We start from the raw sequence: 16433 nt of genomic DNA, 5'->3' as shown, positions 1-16433 counted from the left end.
ATACTCTTCGTTTCGTTTTCGTCACTTTTATTATCCAGGTGATTTACACCTATCTATGTGTACGAATTTATTAGACCAGGACAGTGGGTGGTTGTCATTAAACCGCCATCAAACCGACATGAACCCGTCACCCCCCAATTCCAGAATCTCCGCATCAACTAAAACACGATGGGAAGCAATTCATGGGTCAAGGGTTTGGCAAGGCTTACGAGCCGGAAGAAGGCGTCAACACGACGGGCAATCCGTCTATTCATGAGGTAGACGGCGGGCGCCGTCATGTGCTGCGCTGCACCTCGGCGGCGGTGGCGTTGCTGATGGGTTCGCATACCCTGACCGGCCATGCCGCCACGGCCGCCAAAGGCAAATCGCTGGGCTTCACCAGCGTGCCGGTCTCCAGCGCCGATGCGCTGGTGGTGCCGCCTGAATACGAAGCCCAGGTGCTGTACCGCTGGGGCGACGCCACCGGCGTTGCCGGCGCGGCGGCTCCAACCTTCGCCGGCGATGCCTCGAACAGTGTGCAGGAGCAGTTGCTGCAAGCAGGCATGCACCACGACGGCATGGAATATTTCCCGCTGGACAAGAACCCGCGCCACGGCCTGCTGGCCATCAACCACGAATACACCGACGACGGCCTGCTGCACAGCGATGGCATGAAAACCTGGACGGCTGAGAAAGTCCGCAAATCCCAGGCCGCACATGGTGTAAGCATCATCGAGGTGGTCGAGCGCGGCGGCGTCTGGCGCGTGATGCCCAACTCGCGTTATGCGCGGCGCATCACTGCGACCACGCCCATGGCCTTCAGTGGCCCGGCTGCGGGCCACGCGCTGCTCAAGACCGCGGCCGACCCGGAAGGCGCGCGTCCGCTCGGCACTTTGAACAACTGCGCGGCCGGCCAGACGCCATGGGGCACCTTTCTGACCTGTGAGGAAAACTGGAACGGCTACTTCTCGGCCCAGGACAAACCCACGCCTGACGAGTTGCGTTACGGCCTGCGCAGCAAGGGCTTTGGCTATCGCTGGCACGAGTTTGACGAGCGCTTCGATGCGGTAAAAACCCCCAACGAACAAAACCGTTTTGGCTGGGTGGTGGAGATTGATCCGCAGGACCCGACCCAGACCCCGATCAAGCGCACCGCGCTGGGCCGCATCAAACACGAAGGCGCGACCACCACGCTGAGCCGCGATGGCCGCGCTGTTGTGTACATGGGTGATGACGAGCGCTTTGAATATGTCTACAAGTTTGTCAGCCGCGACAAGGTCAAGCCCGGTGGCTACCGCGCCAACCGCGAGCTGCTTGACCACGGCACCCTGTACGTGGCGCGTTTTGATGCCCAGGGTTATGGCCGCTGGTTGCCGCTGGTGCACGGTGAAGATGGTTTGACCGCCGTCGCCGGTTTCCCCAGCCAGGCCGAGGTCGTTATCAAATGCCGCCAGGCCGCCGATGCAGTGGGCGCCACCAAGATGGACCGGCCCGAGTGGGTGGCGGTGCATCCGAACACCGGCGAGGTCTTCCTGACTCTGACCAACAACAGCGCGCGCGGCCAGGGTGGCCGTATGGCGGACGCTTCCAACCCGCGCAACGACAACATCATGGGCCACATCATCCGCTGGCGCGAAGGCAAGGGGCAGGGCGGCTCGGGCGCTTTCGACGGCGATGCCAGCGCGACCGAATTCCGCTGGATGCACTTCGCGCTCGCTGGCGATCCGAATGCCGACAAGGCCGAATACCGCGGCACGATCAAGGGCGACATGTATGGCAGCCCCGACGGCCTGCAGTTCGATGCTGGCGGCCTGCTCTGGATCCAGACCGATGTGTCGACCTCGGCCATGCACAAGGGCGCCTACGCCGGCATGGGCAACAACATGATGTTGTGCGCCGATCCGGCCACCGGCGAGACCAAACGGTTTCTGACCGGGCCGGCCGGCTGCGAGATCACCGGCGTGACATTCACGCCGGACCGCCGCGCGGTCTTCATCAATATCCAGCACCCCGGGGAAACCGCCAGCGAGCGCGGCGACCCGGCTCAGCCGAAAGCGGTGAGCCACTGGCCCGACGGCCCCACCGGCGGCCGGCCGCGTTCGGCCACCGTCGTGATCCGTCGCAAGGATGGCGGCACCGTCGGCACCTGATGTGAATTGACAGCCCCGACTCCGGGGCTTTTTTACAGCGTTCCGGTTTTGTTTATTGCGAGTTGACAACAAGGAGTCATCATGAAAGAACTGCCCAATCCCACCTTTGCATTGTCGCCAGTCGCAATGCCACGGGGGTTACTTCATCAAAGCTCTCATGCACCCCTTCCAGCCGTTGTTCAAAGGCCTGCCCTGGGGAAAATCCAAGTCGGCTGGGCCAGGCACCAAGACGAGGTCCGGCAGGCGCAGCGCCTGAGGTACCAGGTCTTTGCGACCGAGATGGGCGCCACGCTGTCTGGCGTTTTGCCGGGCCATGACATCGACATCTTTGACGACTTTTGCGAACACCTGCTGGTGCGTGACGAAGCCAGTCAGGAGGTCATAGGCACTTACCGCGTGCTGACACCGGCGCAGGCCAAACGCGCCGGCAGCACCTACAGCGACACCGAATTTGATCTGACGCGCCTGCGCTTCCTGCGCCCGCGCATGGTCGAGCTGGGCCGCAGTTGTGTGCATATCGACCACCGCCACGGTGGGGTGATCCTGGCGCTGTGGGGGGCGCTCGCCGAGTTCATGGCGCGCAACCAGCTCGACACCATGATCGGCTGCGCCAGCATCCCGATGCAGCATACCGGCGCCTCTTCCGGCCAGGCCGCAGCCAGCATCTGGCGGCAGGTGCGGCAAACGCATCTGGCGTCCATCGAATACCACGTCACGCCGCGGCTGCCGCTGCCGGTCGAGCGCCTGGATGACTCGCTGGATGTCGAACCACCAGCGCTGATCAAGGGTTACCTGCGCCTGGGTGCCAAGGTGCTGGGTGCGCCGGCCTGGGATCCCGACTTCAACTCCGCCGACCTGCCGATGATGATGCGTATCGCTGATCTGCCGGCACGTTATCGCAAGCATTTCTCCAGCAAGGGGGACTGATGCGCACGCTGTTCGACAAGCTCGGCCCGCTGAACCATGGCCCGTCGCCGGATGACGCGGACGACCATGACGAGCTGGCGTTGCGCAAGCGTTACCGCTGCATCTTCATCTCCGACCTGCACCTGGGCACACCCGGCTGCCAGGCCGCCGCACTGCTGGACTTCCTGAAGGCTCACCCCAGCGACTACCTCTACCTGGTCGGCGACATCGTCGACGGCTGGCAACTGCGGCGCAAATGGTACTGGCCGCAGTCGCACAACGACGTGGTGCAAAAACTGCTCAAGCGCGCGCGCAAGGGTTGCCGCGTGATTTATGTGCCGGGCAACCACGATGAGTTTGCGCGTGAATTCATCGGCCACCAGTTCGGTGGCATCGAGGTGCTCGACGAAGCCGTGCACATCACGGCCGACGGCCGCAGACTTTGGGTGGTGCACGGCGATTATTTCGACGCCGTGGTGCAGTGCGCCAAGTGGCTGGCCTATGTGGGGGACAACCTGTATGAGTTCACGCTCAAGCTGAATCGCCATCTGAACAGCCTGCGCGCGCGTTTGGGTCTGCCATATTGGTCGCTGTCGGCCTACCTCAAACAAAAGGTCAAAAGCGCGCTGAACTATGTTACTGACTTTGAGGTGGCTGTGGCCAACGAGGCGCGTCGCAGAGGCCACCAGGGCGTGGTCTGCGGCCACATCCATCGCGCCGAGATGCGGGACATCAATGGCGTGTTGTACTGCAACGACGGCGATTGGGTCGAAAGCCGAACGGCGCTGGTCGAGCACTATGACGGCACGCTGGAATTGCTGCATTGGGCGCCAACTCACGAAACCCAGGGCCGCGGGCACGTCGCTGCTCCAGTCACCGCGTGAGGCCACCCATGAAGATCGCGCTGATTACAGATGCCTGGCAGCCACAAGTCAACGGCGTGGTGACCACGCTGGTGGAGCTGGTGCATGAACTAGAAAAACTCGGCCACCAGGTCCAGGTGATTCACCCCGGCTTGTTCAGGACGCGGCCTTGCCCCGGCTATGCCGGCATCGACCTGGCGATTCGCCCCAAGCTTGTGCTGACTGAAAAGCTGGACATGCTCCAGCCCGATGCCATCCATATTGCGACCGAAGGCCCGCTGGGTTGGGCGGCGCGCGGTTACTGCATCCGGAACGGCCTGCACTTCACCACTGCATTTCATACCAAGTTTCCGGAAATCCTCAACGCTGCCTTGAAAATCCCGCTGTCCTGGGGATATGCGCTGTTCCGGTACTTCCACCGGGCCTCGTCAGGCGTGATGGTGCCGACCAACGGCGTGCTGCGCATGCTGGAGCAGCGCGGCTTTCGCAAGCTGCGCAGTTGGACGCATGGCGTGGACACCCGTTTATTTGCCTTTCACCCGCAGCCGCGCCTGTATCCGCCGCTGGGTGCACTGCCCAGGCCGGTGTCCTTGTTTGTTGGCCGGGTGTCGTATGAAAAAAATATTGATGCATTTCTCAAACTCGACCTCCCGGGCACCAAGCTGATCTGCGGTGTCGGGCCACTGGAAACCTCGCTGAAAGAGCGCTACCCTGGGGTGCGCTGGTTGGGCGTGTTGCCCCGTGACGTGCTGGCTGGCGTTTATGCAGCAGCCGATGTGTTTGTTTTTCCGAGCAAATCCGAAACCTTTGGCCTGGTGATGCTCGAAGCCATGGCCAGCGGCACGCCGGTCGCAGCCTATCCCGTCGACGGGCCTTTGGAGGTGCTGGGCACGCAGGACGGCGCTTGTCACGGCGGCGTCATGCACGCCGACCTGAAGCAGGCATGCGCAGGAGCGTTGGCTATTTCGCGTCATGAAGCGCGTGCACGCGCGCTCGATTTCAGTTGGGCGCACGCGGCTCGGTTGTTTGAAGGCCATCTGGTGCCGGTTCGTGAAAAAGCCTGTGTCGCGGTGTTGGCATCAGATGCCCTGACCGGATGAGGGTCATGTAACCTTTTTGTCACACGTTTGTCATCTGGATGGACAACACTGGCAACATGTCAATTTGATTACAGGATTAACCAAGCCGCATGTCTCATTCAACCGTCTTGCCCGCACTCGCCACCCCTGCAGCCCTGAAGTTTCTGGACCGCGACCACAGCATTCTTGCCTTTAACGAGCGGGTGCTGGATTGGGCCAAGCGCGCGGATGTTCCCTTGCTTGAGCGCCTGCGCTTTTTGTGCATCGTGTCTTCCAACCTCGACGAGTTTTTTGAGGTTCGTGCGGCGCTGCACCTGACCGCAGCGCAGGCCAAAGAGCACAAGGGTGCATACACGGAAACTTCCTTTGAGGCGCTTGCCGCGGCCGCGCATGACATGGTGGCCCGCCAGTACACGCTGTACAACGACGAGTTGATGCCGCTGTTTGAAAAGCAGGGCATCAAAATCGTGTCGCATGGCGACCGCAACACCGCGCAAAGGCAGTGGGTGCAGGCCTACTTCGAGCGCGAGGTAAGGCCGCTGCTGATTCCGGTCGGGCTGGACCCTTCGCACCCGTTTCCGCAAGTGGCCAACAAGTCGCTCAACTTCATTGTCCGGCTCGGTGGGCACGACGCCTTTGGCCGTGAGAACGACATCGCCATCGTCAAGGTGCCGCGTGTGTTGCCGCGCCTGATTCGCATGCCGGACAAGGTTTCGGGCAAACACACCTGTTTTGTGTCGCTCTCCAGTGTGATCCGCGCGCACTTGAGCGAGCTGTTTCCCGGCCGCGAGATGGCGCAATTCTCGCAATTCCGCGTGACGCGGCATTCCGACCTGGCGGTCGACGAAGACGACGTGAAAAACCTGCGCACGGCACTGCGCCTGGGTTTGGAGCAGCGCCACTACGGCCAGGCGGTGCGGCTGGAGGTGTCGGCCGGTTGCTCCAAACACCTCTCGGATTTCTTGCTTGGCCAATTCAACCTGCCGGAAGCCTCGCTGTACCGGGTGCACGGCCCGGTCAACCTGGTGCGCCTGACCCAACTGGTAGACCTGGTCAATGACCCGCGCCTGCTCTTTCCGCCGCACAAGGGCTGCTACCCGACACAACTGGTGCCGGGCGAGTCTTTTTTTGAGCGGCTCAAACGCGGCGATGTCTCCATCCATCAGCCTTTTGAGAGTTTTGACGGCGTGCTCGACTTTCTGCGCGAGGCCGTCAACGACCCGCAGGTGCTGGCGATCAAGCAGACGATTTACCGCACCGGAACCGATTCCGAAATGATGGTGTTGCTGCGTGAGGCGGTGCGTCGCGGCAAGGAAGTCATGGTGGTGCTGGAGCTCAAGGCGCGTTTTGACGAGGAAGCCAACATCAATTGGGCCGAGATGCTGGAGTCGATAGGCGCGCAGGTGGTGTACGGCGTGGTCGGCCTGAAGACCCATGCCAAGATGCTGCTGGTGACACGCCGGGAAGGCCAGCATCTCAAGCGTTACGCACACCTGTCCACCGGCAACTACAACCCCAAGACAGCCCGCCTGTACACCGACCTGAGCTACCTGACGGCCGACCCGGCGCTCACCGCTGACATCGACAATGTATTTGTGCACCTGGCCAGCCAGAGCAAACTGCCCAAGCTCAATCGGCTGTGGCTGGCGCCGTTCCAGTTGCAAAAAAAGTTGATCGAAAGGATAGACGCGCTGGGTGAAGTTGCTGCGCTGGGCAAGGACACGCGCATTGTTGCCAAGATGAATGCGCTGACCGACGAGACGCTGATATTGGCCCTGGTCCGGGCTGGCCAGTGCGGCGTCAAGATTGACTTGGTGGTGCGAGGCGCCTGCATGCTGCCGGCGCAGGTACCGGGCGTGACCGACAACATCCGCGTGCGTTCAGTCATTGGCCGCTTTCTTGAGCATTCGCGGGTCTTCTATTTCCGCTGCGATGGAGAAGAAACGCTGTATCTGTCGAGCGCCGACTGGATGAACCGCAACATGCTCAGGCGGGTTGAGCTGGCCTGGTCGGTGACCGACCCGGAGCTTCGCCAGCGCATCATCGACGAATGCCTGGTCGCTTACCTGCACGATGGCGTGGACGCCTGGGATTTGCAGCCCGATGGCAGCTACCTGCGTGTCCAGCCAACGAAACCCGGCTTGCAACATGGCGCCCAGGCGGCGTTGATGGCACGTTATTCGGCGGGCAGGTCCGCCATGAATGGGACGTGATGGATCTGATCGTGTGGCGTCATGCGGAGGCCGAAGAATGGCTGCCCGATGATGCCCACAGCATCAGCGACCTGGAGCGCTCACTGACGCCACGGGGTGAAAAGCAGGCCGCACGCATGGCCGGCTGGCTGGACCGCCAATTGCCGGAGCGTACCCGTATACTGGTCAGCCCGGCGCGCCGCTGCGAGCAAACGGCGCTGGCCTTGGGACGCAAATACAAGATACGCGCGGAACTCGGGCCTGATGCGCCACCGTCCCAGTTGCTGGAGCTGGTCCAGTGGCCGGGCAACAAGCTGCCGATCCTGGTAATTGGCCACCAGCCCACGCTGGGGCAGGTGATTTCACAGTTGCTCGGTTTACGGGAAGAAGAGTGCGCGGTGAAAAAGGGTGCGCTCTGGTGGCTGCGTCACCGCGATCGCGAAGCCGGCGCGCAGACCGTGGTGGTCACGGTGCAGTCGCCGGAGCTGCTGTAGGGACCTGACCTTCAGCCCGCAGGCCGGCCGGTCTTGATGGCGGGGACGTTGTTCAGCGCTGTCAGAAAAGCGGTATCGGGCATCGCGGCCAGCGCCTTGATCCCAGCGCGCAGCAGTTCGCTTTTTTTAACCGGCCTGGCCAGCGCGGCGGCGCGCAGCTTGAGCTCGTCCAACACCACATACTCGGACTTGGGAATCGTGAAGCTGTCGCGAACCAGCTTGGGCTTTTTGGACTTGGCGGGTTTTTCCGCCTTGGGCGCCGGCGCTGGTTTGCTGGCTGGTTTTTTTGCAATGGGCGTTTTACGGGCTGGCTTTGCGGGGCCGGCCTGGCGTGCTGGTACAGGTGCGGTCGGCGGCTTTTTTGCCGCCGTTTTTTTGACGATACTGCCGGTTTGTTTGCGGGTGACAGGTTTCTTTTTTGCAGTTGCCATGACTCAGTTCCTTTTATATAAACGGTTTATACAGTTTATACCGTTCGAACCTGCAAAGTCAAACTGCCAGCGTCACGGACTGGGTACGATCAAGGTCCATGGCGTTTTTTGCCAGGCCAGCACTTCTTCGCGCAGCAAATGCGCCGACTGTGGATAGGCGGTCGCCCAGCCCGCGCGGCAGCCCAGCACAAACCGGTGGATACCAGTCGCAGCTTCAATTTGCATGCCCTTCAGGTCCGGGTCACGGCGTGCATGGCACAGGATCACGGCCAGCCGCAGGCACAGCAACTGCTGCACGAACACCGGGTCTTCAAAATCGGCCTCGAGCTTGCGCAGTTTGCCGCGGTGACCCAGCACCAGCAGGCTCAGCCGGTGCAGTTCGGGCTGCGCGAAGCCGGGTGCGTCGGCGTTGTCCAGAATGTAAGCGCCATGCTTGTGGTAATCACTGTGCGAGATATGACTGCCGATTTCATGCAACTGGGCCGCCCAGTCGAGCTTGCGCTGGAAGCGGGCCAGTTCGGTCGTTGGCAGGGTGGCGCTGGCCTGCTGAAACAAGAGTCGCGCTGTTTTGCTGACGCGCTGGGCCTGGGCCGCATCGACCTCAAATTTTCGGGCCAGCCGCTGCACCGTGGTGGAACGCAGGTCGGTGGTGTCTTGCTCGCGGTCCAGCAGGTCGTACAACACGCCATGGCGCAAGGCACCTTGCGCTGCCTGCATCTGCGTGATGCCGAGTAAATCAAAGACAGCCCTGAGCACGCTGATGCCGCCGCCTATCACGGCGCGCCGGTCGTCTTTCATGCCGTCGAGCTTGAGCCGGTCTGCGCTTTGCGCCTTGAGCAGCCGGTCCAGCAGCCAGTCCAGCCCCTCCCGGGTCACCAGGCCTTGCGGCCAGCCTGCGGCGCCCAACACGTCGGCGACGGCACCCACGGTGCCGGAAGAGCCGTAGGCAACTTCCCAACCCCCGGCCGGGTAGAGGTTGATGGCTTCGTCAAGCACGGCCTTGGCTGCGACCTCGGCTGCCGCAAAGGCGCGGGCATTGAACTGGCCTTCCGGAAAATACTTCATCGACCAGGCCACGCTGCCGACGCGGTAGGACTCCATGACCAGCGCGTCCAGGTCCTTGCCCAAAATCATTTCGGTGGAACGCCCACCGATGTCGACCACCAACCGACGTTCGCTGGACTGCGGCAGCATGTGGGCGACGCCCTGGTAGATCAGGCGGGCTTCCTCGCGGCCGGAAATCACGTCGATGGGAAAACCCAGCATCGGGAGCGCGCCTGCAAGAAATTCGTCGCGATTGCGGGCCTCGCGCAGCGTCTGCGTGGCCACCGCCCGGACCTCGCTTTTTTTGAAGCCAGCCAGGCGCTCCCCAAAACGTGCCAGGCAGTCCCAGCCGCGCTGCATCGCTTCGGAGGTCAGATTGCGGTCACCGTCCAGGCCATTGCCCTGGCGCACCGTTTCCTTGAGGTATTCGGTGCGGTGAATCCGCCCGTTGTCGAGACGGCCTATTTCAAGGCGAAAGCTGTTGGACCCGAGGTCCACCGCAGCGAGGCGAGTTCCATTTTGCATGTGTGAGCGGCTGTTAGGGGCGCAACCAGCATAGCATTCATGTCAGAGGCGGTCGCCGAGCGCCGCCGTGCGCAGCGCAGGGCCGCCCCAAGCAAGCACAGCCCCCTCGGGGGGCAGCGCAGCACACGCAGTGGCAAGCGTGGGGGCCATTTATCCGATCAGCCTACCGTCTGCCGTCATCATGCTTTGCGTGACATAGGTGTTGCTGCGCCGCTGTGGGTTGAAGCGGACGAGAAAACCACCGATATCGACCTTGGACCGGCGCTGGAAGGCTGCAAGCACGCTTTGTCGTGTGGGCGGGCCATCGACTTCGGCCAGCACATCCATGGTGTAGCGCGCGGCGATGTAGCCCGCCAGACTCAGGGAGGTGGGGGGTTCGTCGAACAGGCGGGCCAGGGTTTCGCGGTAGGCGCGCACGACCGGCAGACTCGCGTTGACCAGAGGCACTGGCTGGGTCGCAATCACTGGCGTGTTGCGGGCGGCGCCCATTTGCAGCATGGTTTGCAGATTGACATCGGCCAGCGCCACGATGTAACGCTGGCGAGACTGCTTTTCCAGGCCCTGCGTGAACTCTGCCAGCTCGGGCGTGCCTCCGACAAACAGCAGCACGGCTGGCGTGAGCGGCGTCAGCTGCTGGCCAATGGCGCGCAGGTTGTCGGCACCTCGAAACGACTGCAGCTTGAGCTTCATGCCGCTGGCGATACGCTCGACCTCACTGTGATAGGCCGCGTGGTCCTGTGGCGAAGCGTACACAGCGCCCAGCTCCTGCATGCCCATCACGGACAGGGTCTTCAGGGCGTAGGCAATCTGCTCCTGCCGCGCGGCAAAGATCGGGAAAGTCTGCTCATCAATGTCCAGGCTGGAATTTTGCAGCCAGGGTGCGGCGTGAGCCAGACCCAGATTGTCCTTTTGTAACTGCACGACCACCTGGCCGGCCATTCGGTCGCCCACGCTCCCGGACAACACCACGCAATTGGGGATGTCACGCACGGTGGCTAATGCCTTTTGCACGCTGGCCGGCGTTCCGTCGGTTTCCAGCGCCAGGTGCTCCACTCGCCGCCCGCGGATGCCGCCACGGGCATTGATGTCCTGCCAAGCCGCGCGTGAGCCGATCAAAAAGTCCTTCGAGACGTCTTGCTGGACCAGCGAGTAGTCCACCAATTGCGCGACGACCAGGCTGCGGGAAGCTGCCGGACGGTTCGATTGTGCGAAGCCGGGCAGGGCGGTGGCGGCCGCCAGCAAGGCTGTGCCTTGAAGAAGGCGGCGGCGGGTAGGCAAAGTGTTGCGTGGGAACATGGTTGTCCATAGCGCAGCCTGGCTGGCTCCGCCTGTCCTGGTGAATTGCTATTAAATAAGTAGCTGTCTACGCTTGCTGCGTATGGGCTAGCGCCTTCAGGGGCTTGAACAACAGCTGCGAAGGCAAATCGGTCTGCAGCGCCTCTGGCGACTTATTATTTGGCTGGCGGGATCATCACGCGGTCGACTGTGTGGATCACACCATTGGTCGCGGTGATGTTGGCGTTTTGCACCATGCCATCTTCCACAGTGACGAAATCACCGGCTTTGGCAACGGCCAGGCTGGCGCCGTTGACGGTTTTCACCGGACCGGACTTGATGTCGGCAGAAGCCATTCTTCCGGGAACGACGTGAAAAGCCAGCAAATCCTTGAGCATGGCCGGATCTTTTGCCAACGCTTCCATGGTTTTTTGCGGTACTGCCTTGAAGGCGTCATTGGTTGGCGCAAACAGGGTGAAAGGGCCGGCGCCTTGCAAGGTCGGTGCCATTCCGGCCTGAACAACCAGGCCGTTGAGCGTGCTCAGCGAGGGATTGGCGGCAAGCGTGTCCGCCACGGTTTTTGGGCCGGACATGCTGGCGCAAGCCGAGACGAGTGCGGTGGCAGCTACTGCAAACAAGGTACGACGGGAAAACATATGCTCACTCCTAGGTTGATAAACAGGCCTGAGCGTAGGCAGCTTGTGTGACAACTGCGTGACGTTTCGGGTAATCGCACGGGATAACCCGGTCTTTTGCATTTGTCATGCCGTTGTCACACAAGCTTCTTACATTCCTTTCATCTGTCCACTTTCCTTAACTCAAGAGGTATACGAATGAAGCTGAACTTCAAAGCAACGATGGCCGGCATGGTGGCCCTGACGGCCTTGTCTGTGACCGCTGTGGCCAGTGCCCAGGATGTGACCGGCGCTGGCGCTTCTTTCCCTGCTCCGGTGTATGCCAAGTGGGCCGACGCCTACAACAAAGCCACCGGTGTTCGTATCAATTACCAGTCAGTCGGCTCCGGTGCTGGCATGCGCCAGATTCGCGGTAAAACCGTCGACTTCGGTGCTTCCGACGCGCCGCTGACGGACGCCGAGCTGGCCAAGGACGGCTTGCTACAGTTCCCGACCGTGATTGGTGGCGTGGTGCCTGTGGTCAACATCAAGGGTATTGCTGCCGGCCAGATCAAGCTGACCGGTGCCGTGCTGGGTGACATTTACCTGGGCAAAATTGCCAAGTGGAATGACGCGGCCATTACCGCATTGAACCCTGGCGTGCCGCTGCCGGACACAGCCATTGCTGTTGTGCGCCGTGCCGATGGTTCCGGAACCACCTTCCTGTTTACCAATTACCTGTCCAAGGTCAATCCCGAGTGGAAATCCAAAGTGGGTGAGGGCACGGCGGTGAACTGGCCAACCGGCGCCGGCGGCAAGGGCAATGAGGGTGTTTCCGCCTTCGTGCAACGCCTGCCTAACTCGATCGGTTATGTGGAATACGCCTACGCCAAGCAAAACAAGCAGACCCACGTTGCGATGCGTAACGCCACGGGCGTCTATGTGCAACCCAGCGACACCGCCTTCAAGGCAGCGGCTGCAGGCGCAGACTGGGCCAAATCGTTTTACCAGGTGCTGACCGAGCAGCCCGGCAAGGATTCCTGGCCTATCACCGGTGCTACTTTCATCATGATGCACGCCAAGCAGGACAAGCCTGCGCAGGCCACCCAGGCGCTGAAGTTTTTTGACTGGGCCTACAACGGCGGTGACAAGATGGCTGACGATCTGGACTACGTGCCGATGCCTGACGCTGTCAAGAACGTGATTCGCCAGTCCTGGAGCAAGATCACCGACGGTGCCGGCAAAGCAGTCGCTTTCAAATAAAAACAACCCCTTGAAAGGCGAAGCGGTGGATGCCGTTTCGCCTTTTCTGCATCCGGAGAGGAGCCTCACTTGGCAGCTACACTTCCTGCAAGTCCATACAGCAGCAGAGATACCACCATGGCAGTTCCGCCGACCCCGAACCCGCGCCGGTCCAGCCGCACCGCAGACCTGATTTTCGAATGGGCGGCCCGGCTTGCCGCCATCGCTACCTTGCTGCTTCTGGCCGCCATCATCTTGTCGCTGGTCATGGGTGCCTGGCCGGCCATCAAGGAATACGGCCTGAGTTTTCTCTGGACCTCCGAATGGGATCCGGTGCAGAACAAATATGGCGGCCTGGTGATGATTTACGGCACGTTGATGACCTCGCTGGTGGCACTGGTGATTGCCGTGCCCGTCAGTTTTGGCATTGCACTGTTTCTCACCGAGTTGTCGCCGCGCTGGCTCAAGCGCCCGCTTGGCGTGGCGATTGAATTGCTGGCCGCCGTGCCTTCGATTGTTTATGGCATGTGGGGTTTGCTGGTGTTTGGCCCCATCCTGGCCAAATATGTCCAGGCGCCGCTGCAGGCGGCGTTTGGCGATGTGCCTTACCTCGGTGCGTTGTTCTCCGGCCCGCCGGTCGGCATCGGCATTCTGGCTGCCGGCATCATCCTGGCCATCATGATCATTCCCTTCATTGCCTCGGTTATGCGTGATGTGTTCGAGGTGACCCCGCCCATGCTTAAGGAATCGGCGTACGCGCTGGGCGCCACCACCTGGGAAGTGGTGTTCAAGATCGTGCTGCCCTACACCAAGGCCGGCGTTATCGGCGGCATCATGCTCGGCTTGGGCCGCGCGTTGGGTGAGACTATGGCGGTGACTTTTGTCATCGGCAATTTCAACCAGCTCGACTCACTGTCGCTGTTTCAGGCGGCCAACAGCATCACCTCGGCACTGGCCAACGAATTTGCCGAAGCCAGCGAAGGTCTGCACCAGGCGGCGCTGATTTACCTGGGTCTGGTGCTGTTTTTCATCACCTTTGTCGTGTTGTCGCTCTCCAAGCTGCTGTTGTCGCGGCTGCAAAAAGGCGAAGGAGTACGCACATGAATTCCCTCGTTTCCGATACCGCGCAGCAGGGGCGCATGGCCAAATTTCACCGCCGCAAAACGGTCAACGCGGTCGCCATCACACTGTCCATGGGCGCCATGGTATTTGGCCTGTTCTGGCTGATGTGGATCCTGTTTGAAACCTTCCGTCTCGGGCTGGGCGGCCTGAGTCTGGCCCTTTTTACCGAAATGACGCCGCCACCCAATGCCGAAATCGGAGGGCTGGCCAACGCCATCTTCGGCTCCATCACCATGGTGCTGCTGGCGACCGTGGTGGGCACGCCCATCGGTGTGCTGGCCGGAGTCTACCTGGCCGAGTACGGTGCGCACACGCGGTTGGGCAAGCTGACCGGCTTCATCAACGACATCCTGCTGTCGGCGCCGTCCATCGTGGTTGGCCTTTTTGTCTATGCTCTGGTGGTAGCCCAGGTCAAGAGTTTTTCTGGCTGGGCTGGTGTGGTGGCGCTGGCTCTGCTGATCATCCCGGTGGTGATCCGCACCACGGACAACATGCTCAGGCTGGTGCCCAACGCGCTGCGGGAGGCGGCTTATGCGCTGGGTAGCCCGAAGTGGAAAGTCATCATGGGCATCACGCTGCGTGCCGCGCAGGCAGGTGTGGTGACCGGCGTGCTGCTGGCGGTGGCCCGTGTGGCTGGTGAAACTGCGCCGCTGCTGTTTACCGCGCTGTCCAACCAGTTCTGGACCAGCGACCTGAGCCAGCCCATGGCCAGCCTGCCGGTGACGATTTTTAAATTTGCCATGAGCCCGTTTGAGAACTGGCAAAAACTGGCCTGGGCCGGCGTGTTGCTGATCACGCTGGGTGTGCTGGCGCTGAATATTCTCGCCCGCGTGCTATTCAGAAATAAAAACTGAGGAAATATTCCATGCAAACATCTACTGTGGCACGCAACGAATCCGTCAAGATGTCGGTGCGCGATCTGAATTTTTATTACGGCAAGTTTCACGCCATCAAGAACGTCAGCCTCGATATCCCCGAGAAAAAAGTGACGGCCTTCATCGGCCCTTCGGGCTGCGGCAAGTCAACCCTGCTGCGTACCTTCAACCGCATGTACGAGCTGTACCCCGACCAGCGCGCCGAAGGCCAGGTCATGATGGGCGGTGAAAACATGATCACCTCCAAGGAAGACGTCTCGCTGATTCGCGCGCGTATCGGCATGGTGTTCCAGAAGCCGACGCCGTTTCCCATGTCAATTTACGACAACATCGCCTACGGCGTTAAGCTGTTTGAAAGCCTGAGCGCCAGCGACATGGACGAGCGCGTCGAATGGGCGCTGGGCAAGGCCGCGCTGTGGAACGAAGTCAAGGACAAGCTCAACCAAAACGGTGCCAGCCTGTCCGGTGGCCAACAGCAGCGCCTGTGCATTGCCCGCGGTATTGCGATCAAGCCCGAAGTGCTGCTGCTCGACGAGCCCTGCTCGGCGCTGGACCCGTTGTCGACGGCCAAGATTGAGGAGCTGATCGCCGAGCTCAAAAAGGACTACACCGTGGTTATCGTCACGCACAACATGCAGCAGGCTGCGCGCTGCAGCGACTACACCGCCTACATGTACCTGGGCGACCTGATCGAATTTGGTGCCACCGAAGACCTGTTCTTCAAGCCCAAACGTAAGGAAACAGAAGACTACATCACTGGCCGTTTCGGATGAACAAAGCTCTTCCCTGTCTCTGCTCACTGCGTGTAGCCGGAATTCCCCTCCGGGGACGGCGCCTGCGGACTGGCGGAGCCAGATCCGCGGCGCCTGCTGGCTTCGTACTCAGTGTTTCATGCGTTGCGGCATCGATTGCAACGGCAAATAACCCAAAGGGAAAATATGCCTGAAAAACATTTGTCCACCCAGTTCGACAGCGAACTCAACGGCGTGTCTTCACGCGTGATGGAACTCGGCGGCCTGGTCGAGTCGCAGATCCGCTTGGCCATCCACGCGCTGTCGCAGTTCAGCGCCGAGACCGCCAACCAGGTCATCGAAGCCGAGGCCCGCGTCAATGCGATGGAAATCGACATTGACCGAGACCTGTCGTCCATCATCGCGCGGCGCCAGCCGACGGCGCGAGATCTGCGCCTCTTGATTGCAATTTCCAAGACCACGGCCAACCTCGAACGTGCTGGCGACGAGGCTGAAAAAATTGCCCGCATGGTCAAATCCATCATTGAAAGCGGGTCCTCGCGTGCCTTGCCGGCCTCCGAGCTGACGGTGGCGGCCGAGTTGGCCTCGGGCCTGCTGCGCAAGGCGCTGGACGCCTTTGCGCGTCTTGATACGGCGGTAGCGGTGTCCATCCTCAAGGAGGACGACCTGATCGACCAGGAGTTCGACGGTTTTGTGCGCAAGCTCATCACCTACATGATGGAAGACCCTCGCACCATTTCGCCCAGCCTGGATCTGTTGTTTGTCGCAAAGGCCATTGAACGCGTCGGGGACCATGCCAAGAACATCGCCGAGTTCATCATCTACATCGTCAAGGGCGCCGACGTGCGGCACACGCCGATGGAGCAGATCGAGTCTGCGGTCAAATGAGC

Annotated in this window: 15 protein-coding genes; 11 read left to right on the top strand and 4 right to left on the bottom strand. The window is 61.2% G+C overall.

Going from position 1 to position 16433, the window contains the following annotated elements; translation table 11 throughout:
- Nucleotides 1-182: 182 nt before the first annotated feature.
- The 6 genes from IEX16_RS14895 (at nt 183) to IEX16_RS14870 (ending at nt 7663) form a co-directional block, all read left to right on the top strand.
- Nucleotides 183-2129 carry a PhoX family protein gene (locus IEX16_RS14895; protein WP_188709264.1) on the top strand — a complete coding sequence of 649 codons (1947 nt, stop codon included), beginning with the start codon at nt 183-185 and terminating at the stop codon, nt 2127-2129.
- A gap of 81 nt (nt 2130-2210) precedes the next feature.
- On the top strand, nt 2211-3056 hold the full coding sequence (locus IEX16_RS14890) for a GNAT family N-acetyltransferase (protein WP_188709263.1): 846 nt from the start codon (nt 2211-2213) through the stop codon (nt 3054-3056).
- Nucleotides 3056-3919: a UDP-2,3-diacylglucosamine diphosphatase gene (locus tag IEX16_RS14885; RefSeq protein ID WP_188709262.1), complete on the top strand. Its 864-nt coding sequence runs from the start codon at nt 3056-3058 to the stop codon at nt 3917-3919. The genes IEX16_RS14890 and IEX16_RS14885 overlap by 1 nt, the downstream gene beginning before the upstream one ends.
- An 8-nt stretch (nt 3920-3927) precedes the next feature.
- Nucleotides 3928-4998, top strand: coding sequence for a glycosyltransferase family 4 protein (locus tag IEX16_RS14880; RefSeq protein WP_188709261.1), 1071 nt, complete (start codon nt 3928-3930; stop codon nt 4996-4998).
- An 89-nt stretch (nt 4999-5087) separates the two neighbouring features.
- Complete coding sequence (ppk1, locus tag IEX16_RS14875) at nt 5088-7190, top strand: polyphosphate kinase 1 (protein ID WP_188709260.1); 2103 nt, start codon at nt 5088-5090, stop codon at nt 7188-7190.
- Nucleotides 7190-7663 (top strand): SixA phosphatase family protein, encoded by a 474-nt coding sequence (locus IEX16_RS14870; RefSeq protein ID WP_188709275.1) that lies wholly within the window; start codon nt 7190-7192, stop codon nt 7661-7663. Before ppk1 ends, IEX16_RS14870 begins: the two co-directional genes overlap by 1 nt.
- 11 nt (nt 7664-7674) lie before the next feature.
- On the opposite strand, the gene IEX16_RS14865 is transcribed toward IEX16_RS14870, so the two are convergent.
- The 4 genes from IEX16_RS14865 to IEX16_RS14850 form a co-directional block, all read right to left on the bottom strand.
- On the bottom strand, nt 7675-8094 hold the full coding sequence (locus IEX16_RS14865) for a hypothetical protein (protein WP_188709259.1): 420 nt from the start codon (nt 8092-8094) through the stop codon (nt 7675-7677).
- 72 nt (nt 8095-8166) lie between these two features.
- Nucleotides 8167-9663, bottom strand: coding sequence for an exopolyphosphatase (ppx, locus tag IEX16_RS14860; protein WP_188709258.1), 1497 nt, complete (start codon nt 9661-9663; stop codon nt 8167-8169).
- A 150-nt stretch (nt 9664-9813) separates the two neighbouring features.
- On the bottom strand, nt 9814-10959 hold the full coding sequence (locus tag IEX16_RS14855) for an ABC transporter substrate-binding protein (protein ID WP_188709257.1): 1146 nt from the start codon (nt 10957-10959) through the stop codon (nt 9814-9816).
- Between the two features lie 155 nt (nt 10960-11114).
- The gene (locus IEX16_RS14850; protein ID WP_188709256.1) at nt 11115-11594 is read right to left on the bottom strand and encodes a fasciclin domain-containing protein; all 480 of its coding nucleotides are present in this window, start codon (nt 11592-11594) and stop codon (nt 11115-11117) included.
- 177 nt (nt 11595-11771) lie between these two features.
- On the opposite strand from IEX16_RS14850, the gene pstS reads away from it, so the two are divergent.
- The 5 genes from pstS to phoU all read left to right on the top strand — a co-directional run bounded on the left by pstS (nt 11772) and on the right by phoU (nt 16431).
- Entirely contained in the window at nt 11772-12815 is a 1044-nt protein-coding gene (pstS, locus tag IEX16_RS14845) for a phosphate ABC transporter substrate-binding protein PstS (protein WP_188709255.1), read from the top strand.
- A 117-nt stretch (nt 12816-12932) separates the two neighbouring features.
- The gene (gene pstC / locus IEX16_RS14840) at nt 12933-13898 is read left to right on the top strand and encodes a phosphate ABC transporter permease PstC (protein ID WP_188709254.1); all 966 of its coding nucleotides are present in this window, start codon (nt 12933-12935) and stop codon (nt 13896-13898) included.
- A complete protein-coding gene (pstA, locus tag IEX16_RS14835) occupies nt 13895-14770 on the top strand; it encodes a phosphate ABC transporter permease PstA (protein WP_188709253.1) in 876 nt (291 codons plus the stop codon). Before pstC ends, pstA begins: the two co-directional genes overlap by 4 nt.
- Nucleotides 14771-14781: 11 nt before the next feature.
- On the top strand, nt 14782-15564 hold the full coding sequence (gene pstB, locus IEX16_RS14830; RefSeq protein WP_188709252.1) for a phosphate ABC transporter ATP-binding protein PstB: 783 nt from the start codon (nt 14782-14784) through the stop codon (nt 15562-15564).
- Nucleotides 15565-15729: 165 nt separating this feature from the next.
- The gene (phoU, locus tag IEX16_RS14825) at nt 15730-16431 is read left to right on the top strand and encodes a phosphate signaling complex protein PhoU (RefSeq protein WP_188709251.1); all 702 of its coding nucleotides are present in this window, start codon (nt 15730-15732) and stop codon (nt 16429-16431) included.
- The last annotated feature ends 2 nt before the right edge of the window (nt 16432-16433 follow it).

Origin of the sequence: Polaromonas eurypsychrophila, assembly GCF_014641715.1 — a bacterium.
GTDB lineage: Bacteria > Pseudomonadota > Gammaproteobacteria > Burkholderiales > Burkholderiaceae_C > Polaromonas > Polaromonas eurypsychrophila.
Note: the sequence above shows the minus strand (reverse complement) of the source record. Positions and strands in the feature narration are given on the sequence as shown.

Bases quoted from the DNA above. Each gene is read 5' to 3' on its own strand.
- IEX16_RS14895 (WP_188709264.1), top strand. From the start codon at position 183: ATGGGTCAAGGGTTTGGCAAGGCTTACGAGCCGGAAGAAGGCGTCAAC.
- IEX16_RS14890 (WP_188709263.1), top strand. From the start codon at position 2,211: ATGAAAGAACTGCCCAATCCCACCTTTGCATTGTCGCCAGTCGCAATG.
- IEX16_RS14885 (WP_188709262.1), top strand. From the start codon at position 3,056: ATGCGCACGCTGTTCGACAAGCTCGGCCCGCTGAACCATGGCCCGTCG.
- IEX16_RS14880 (WP_188709261.1), top strand. From the start codon at position 3,928: ATGAAGATCGCGCTGATTACAGATGCCTGGCAGCCACAAGTCAACGGC.
- ppk1 (WP_188709260.1), top strand. From the start codon at position 5,088: ATGTCTCATTCAACCGTCTTGCCCGCACTCGCCACCCCTGCAGCCCTG.
- IEX16_RS14870 (WP_188709275.1), top strand. From the start codon at position 7,190: ATGGATCTGATCGTGTGGCGTCATGCGGAGGCCGAAGAATGGCTGCCC.
- IEX16_RS14865 (WP_188709259.1), bottom strand. From the start codon at position 8,094: ATGGCAACTGCAAAAAAGAAACCTGTCACCCGCAAACAAACCGGCAGT.
- ppx (WP_188709258.1), bottom strand. From the start codon at position 9,663: ATGCAAAATGGAACTCGCCTCGCTGCGGTGGACCTCGGGTCCAACAGC.
- IEX16_RS14855 (WP_188709257.1), bottom strand. From the start codon at position 10,959: ATGTTCCCACGCAACACTTTGCCTACCCGCCGCCGCCTTCTTCAAGGC.
- IEX16_RS14850 (WP_188709256.1), bottom strand. From the start codon at position 11,594: ATGTTTTCCCGTCGTACCTTGTTTGCAGTAGCTGCCACCGCACTCGTC.
- pstS (WP_188709255.1), top strand. From the start codon at position 11,772: ATGAAGCTGAACTTCAAAGCAACGATGGCCGGCATGGTGGCCCTGACG.
- pstC (WP_188709254.1), top strand. From the start codon at position 12,933: ATGGCAGTTCCGCCGACCCCGAACCCGCGCCGGTCCAGCCGCACCGCA.
- pstA (WP_188709253.1), top strand. From the start codon at position 13,895: ATGAATTCCCTCGTTTCCGATACCGCGCAGCAGGGGCGCATGGCCAAA.
- pstB (WP_188709252.1), top strand. From the start codon at position 14,782: ATGCAAACATCTACTGTGGCACGCAACGAATCCGTCAAGATGTCGGTG.
- phoU (WP_188709251.1), top strand. From the start codon at position 15,730: ATGCCTGAAAAACATTTGTCCACCCAGTTCGACAGCGAACTCAACGGC.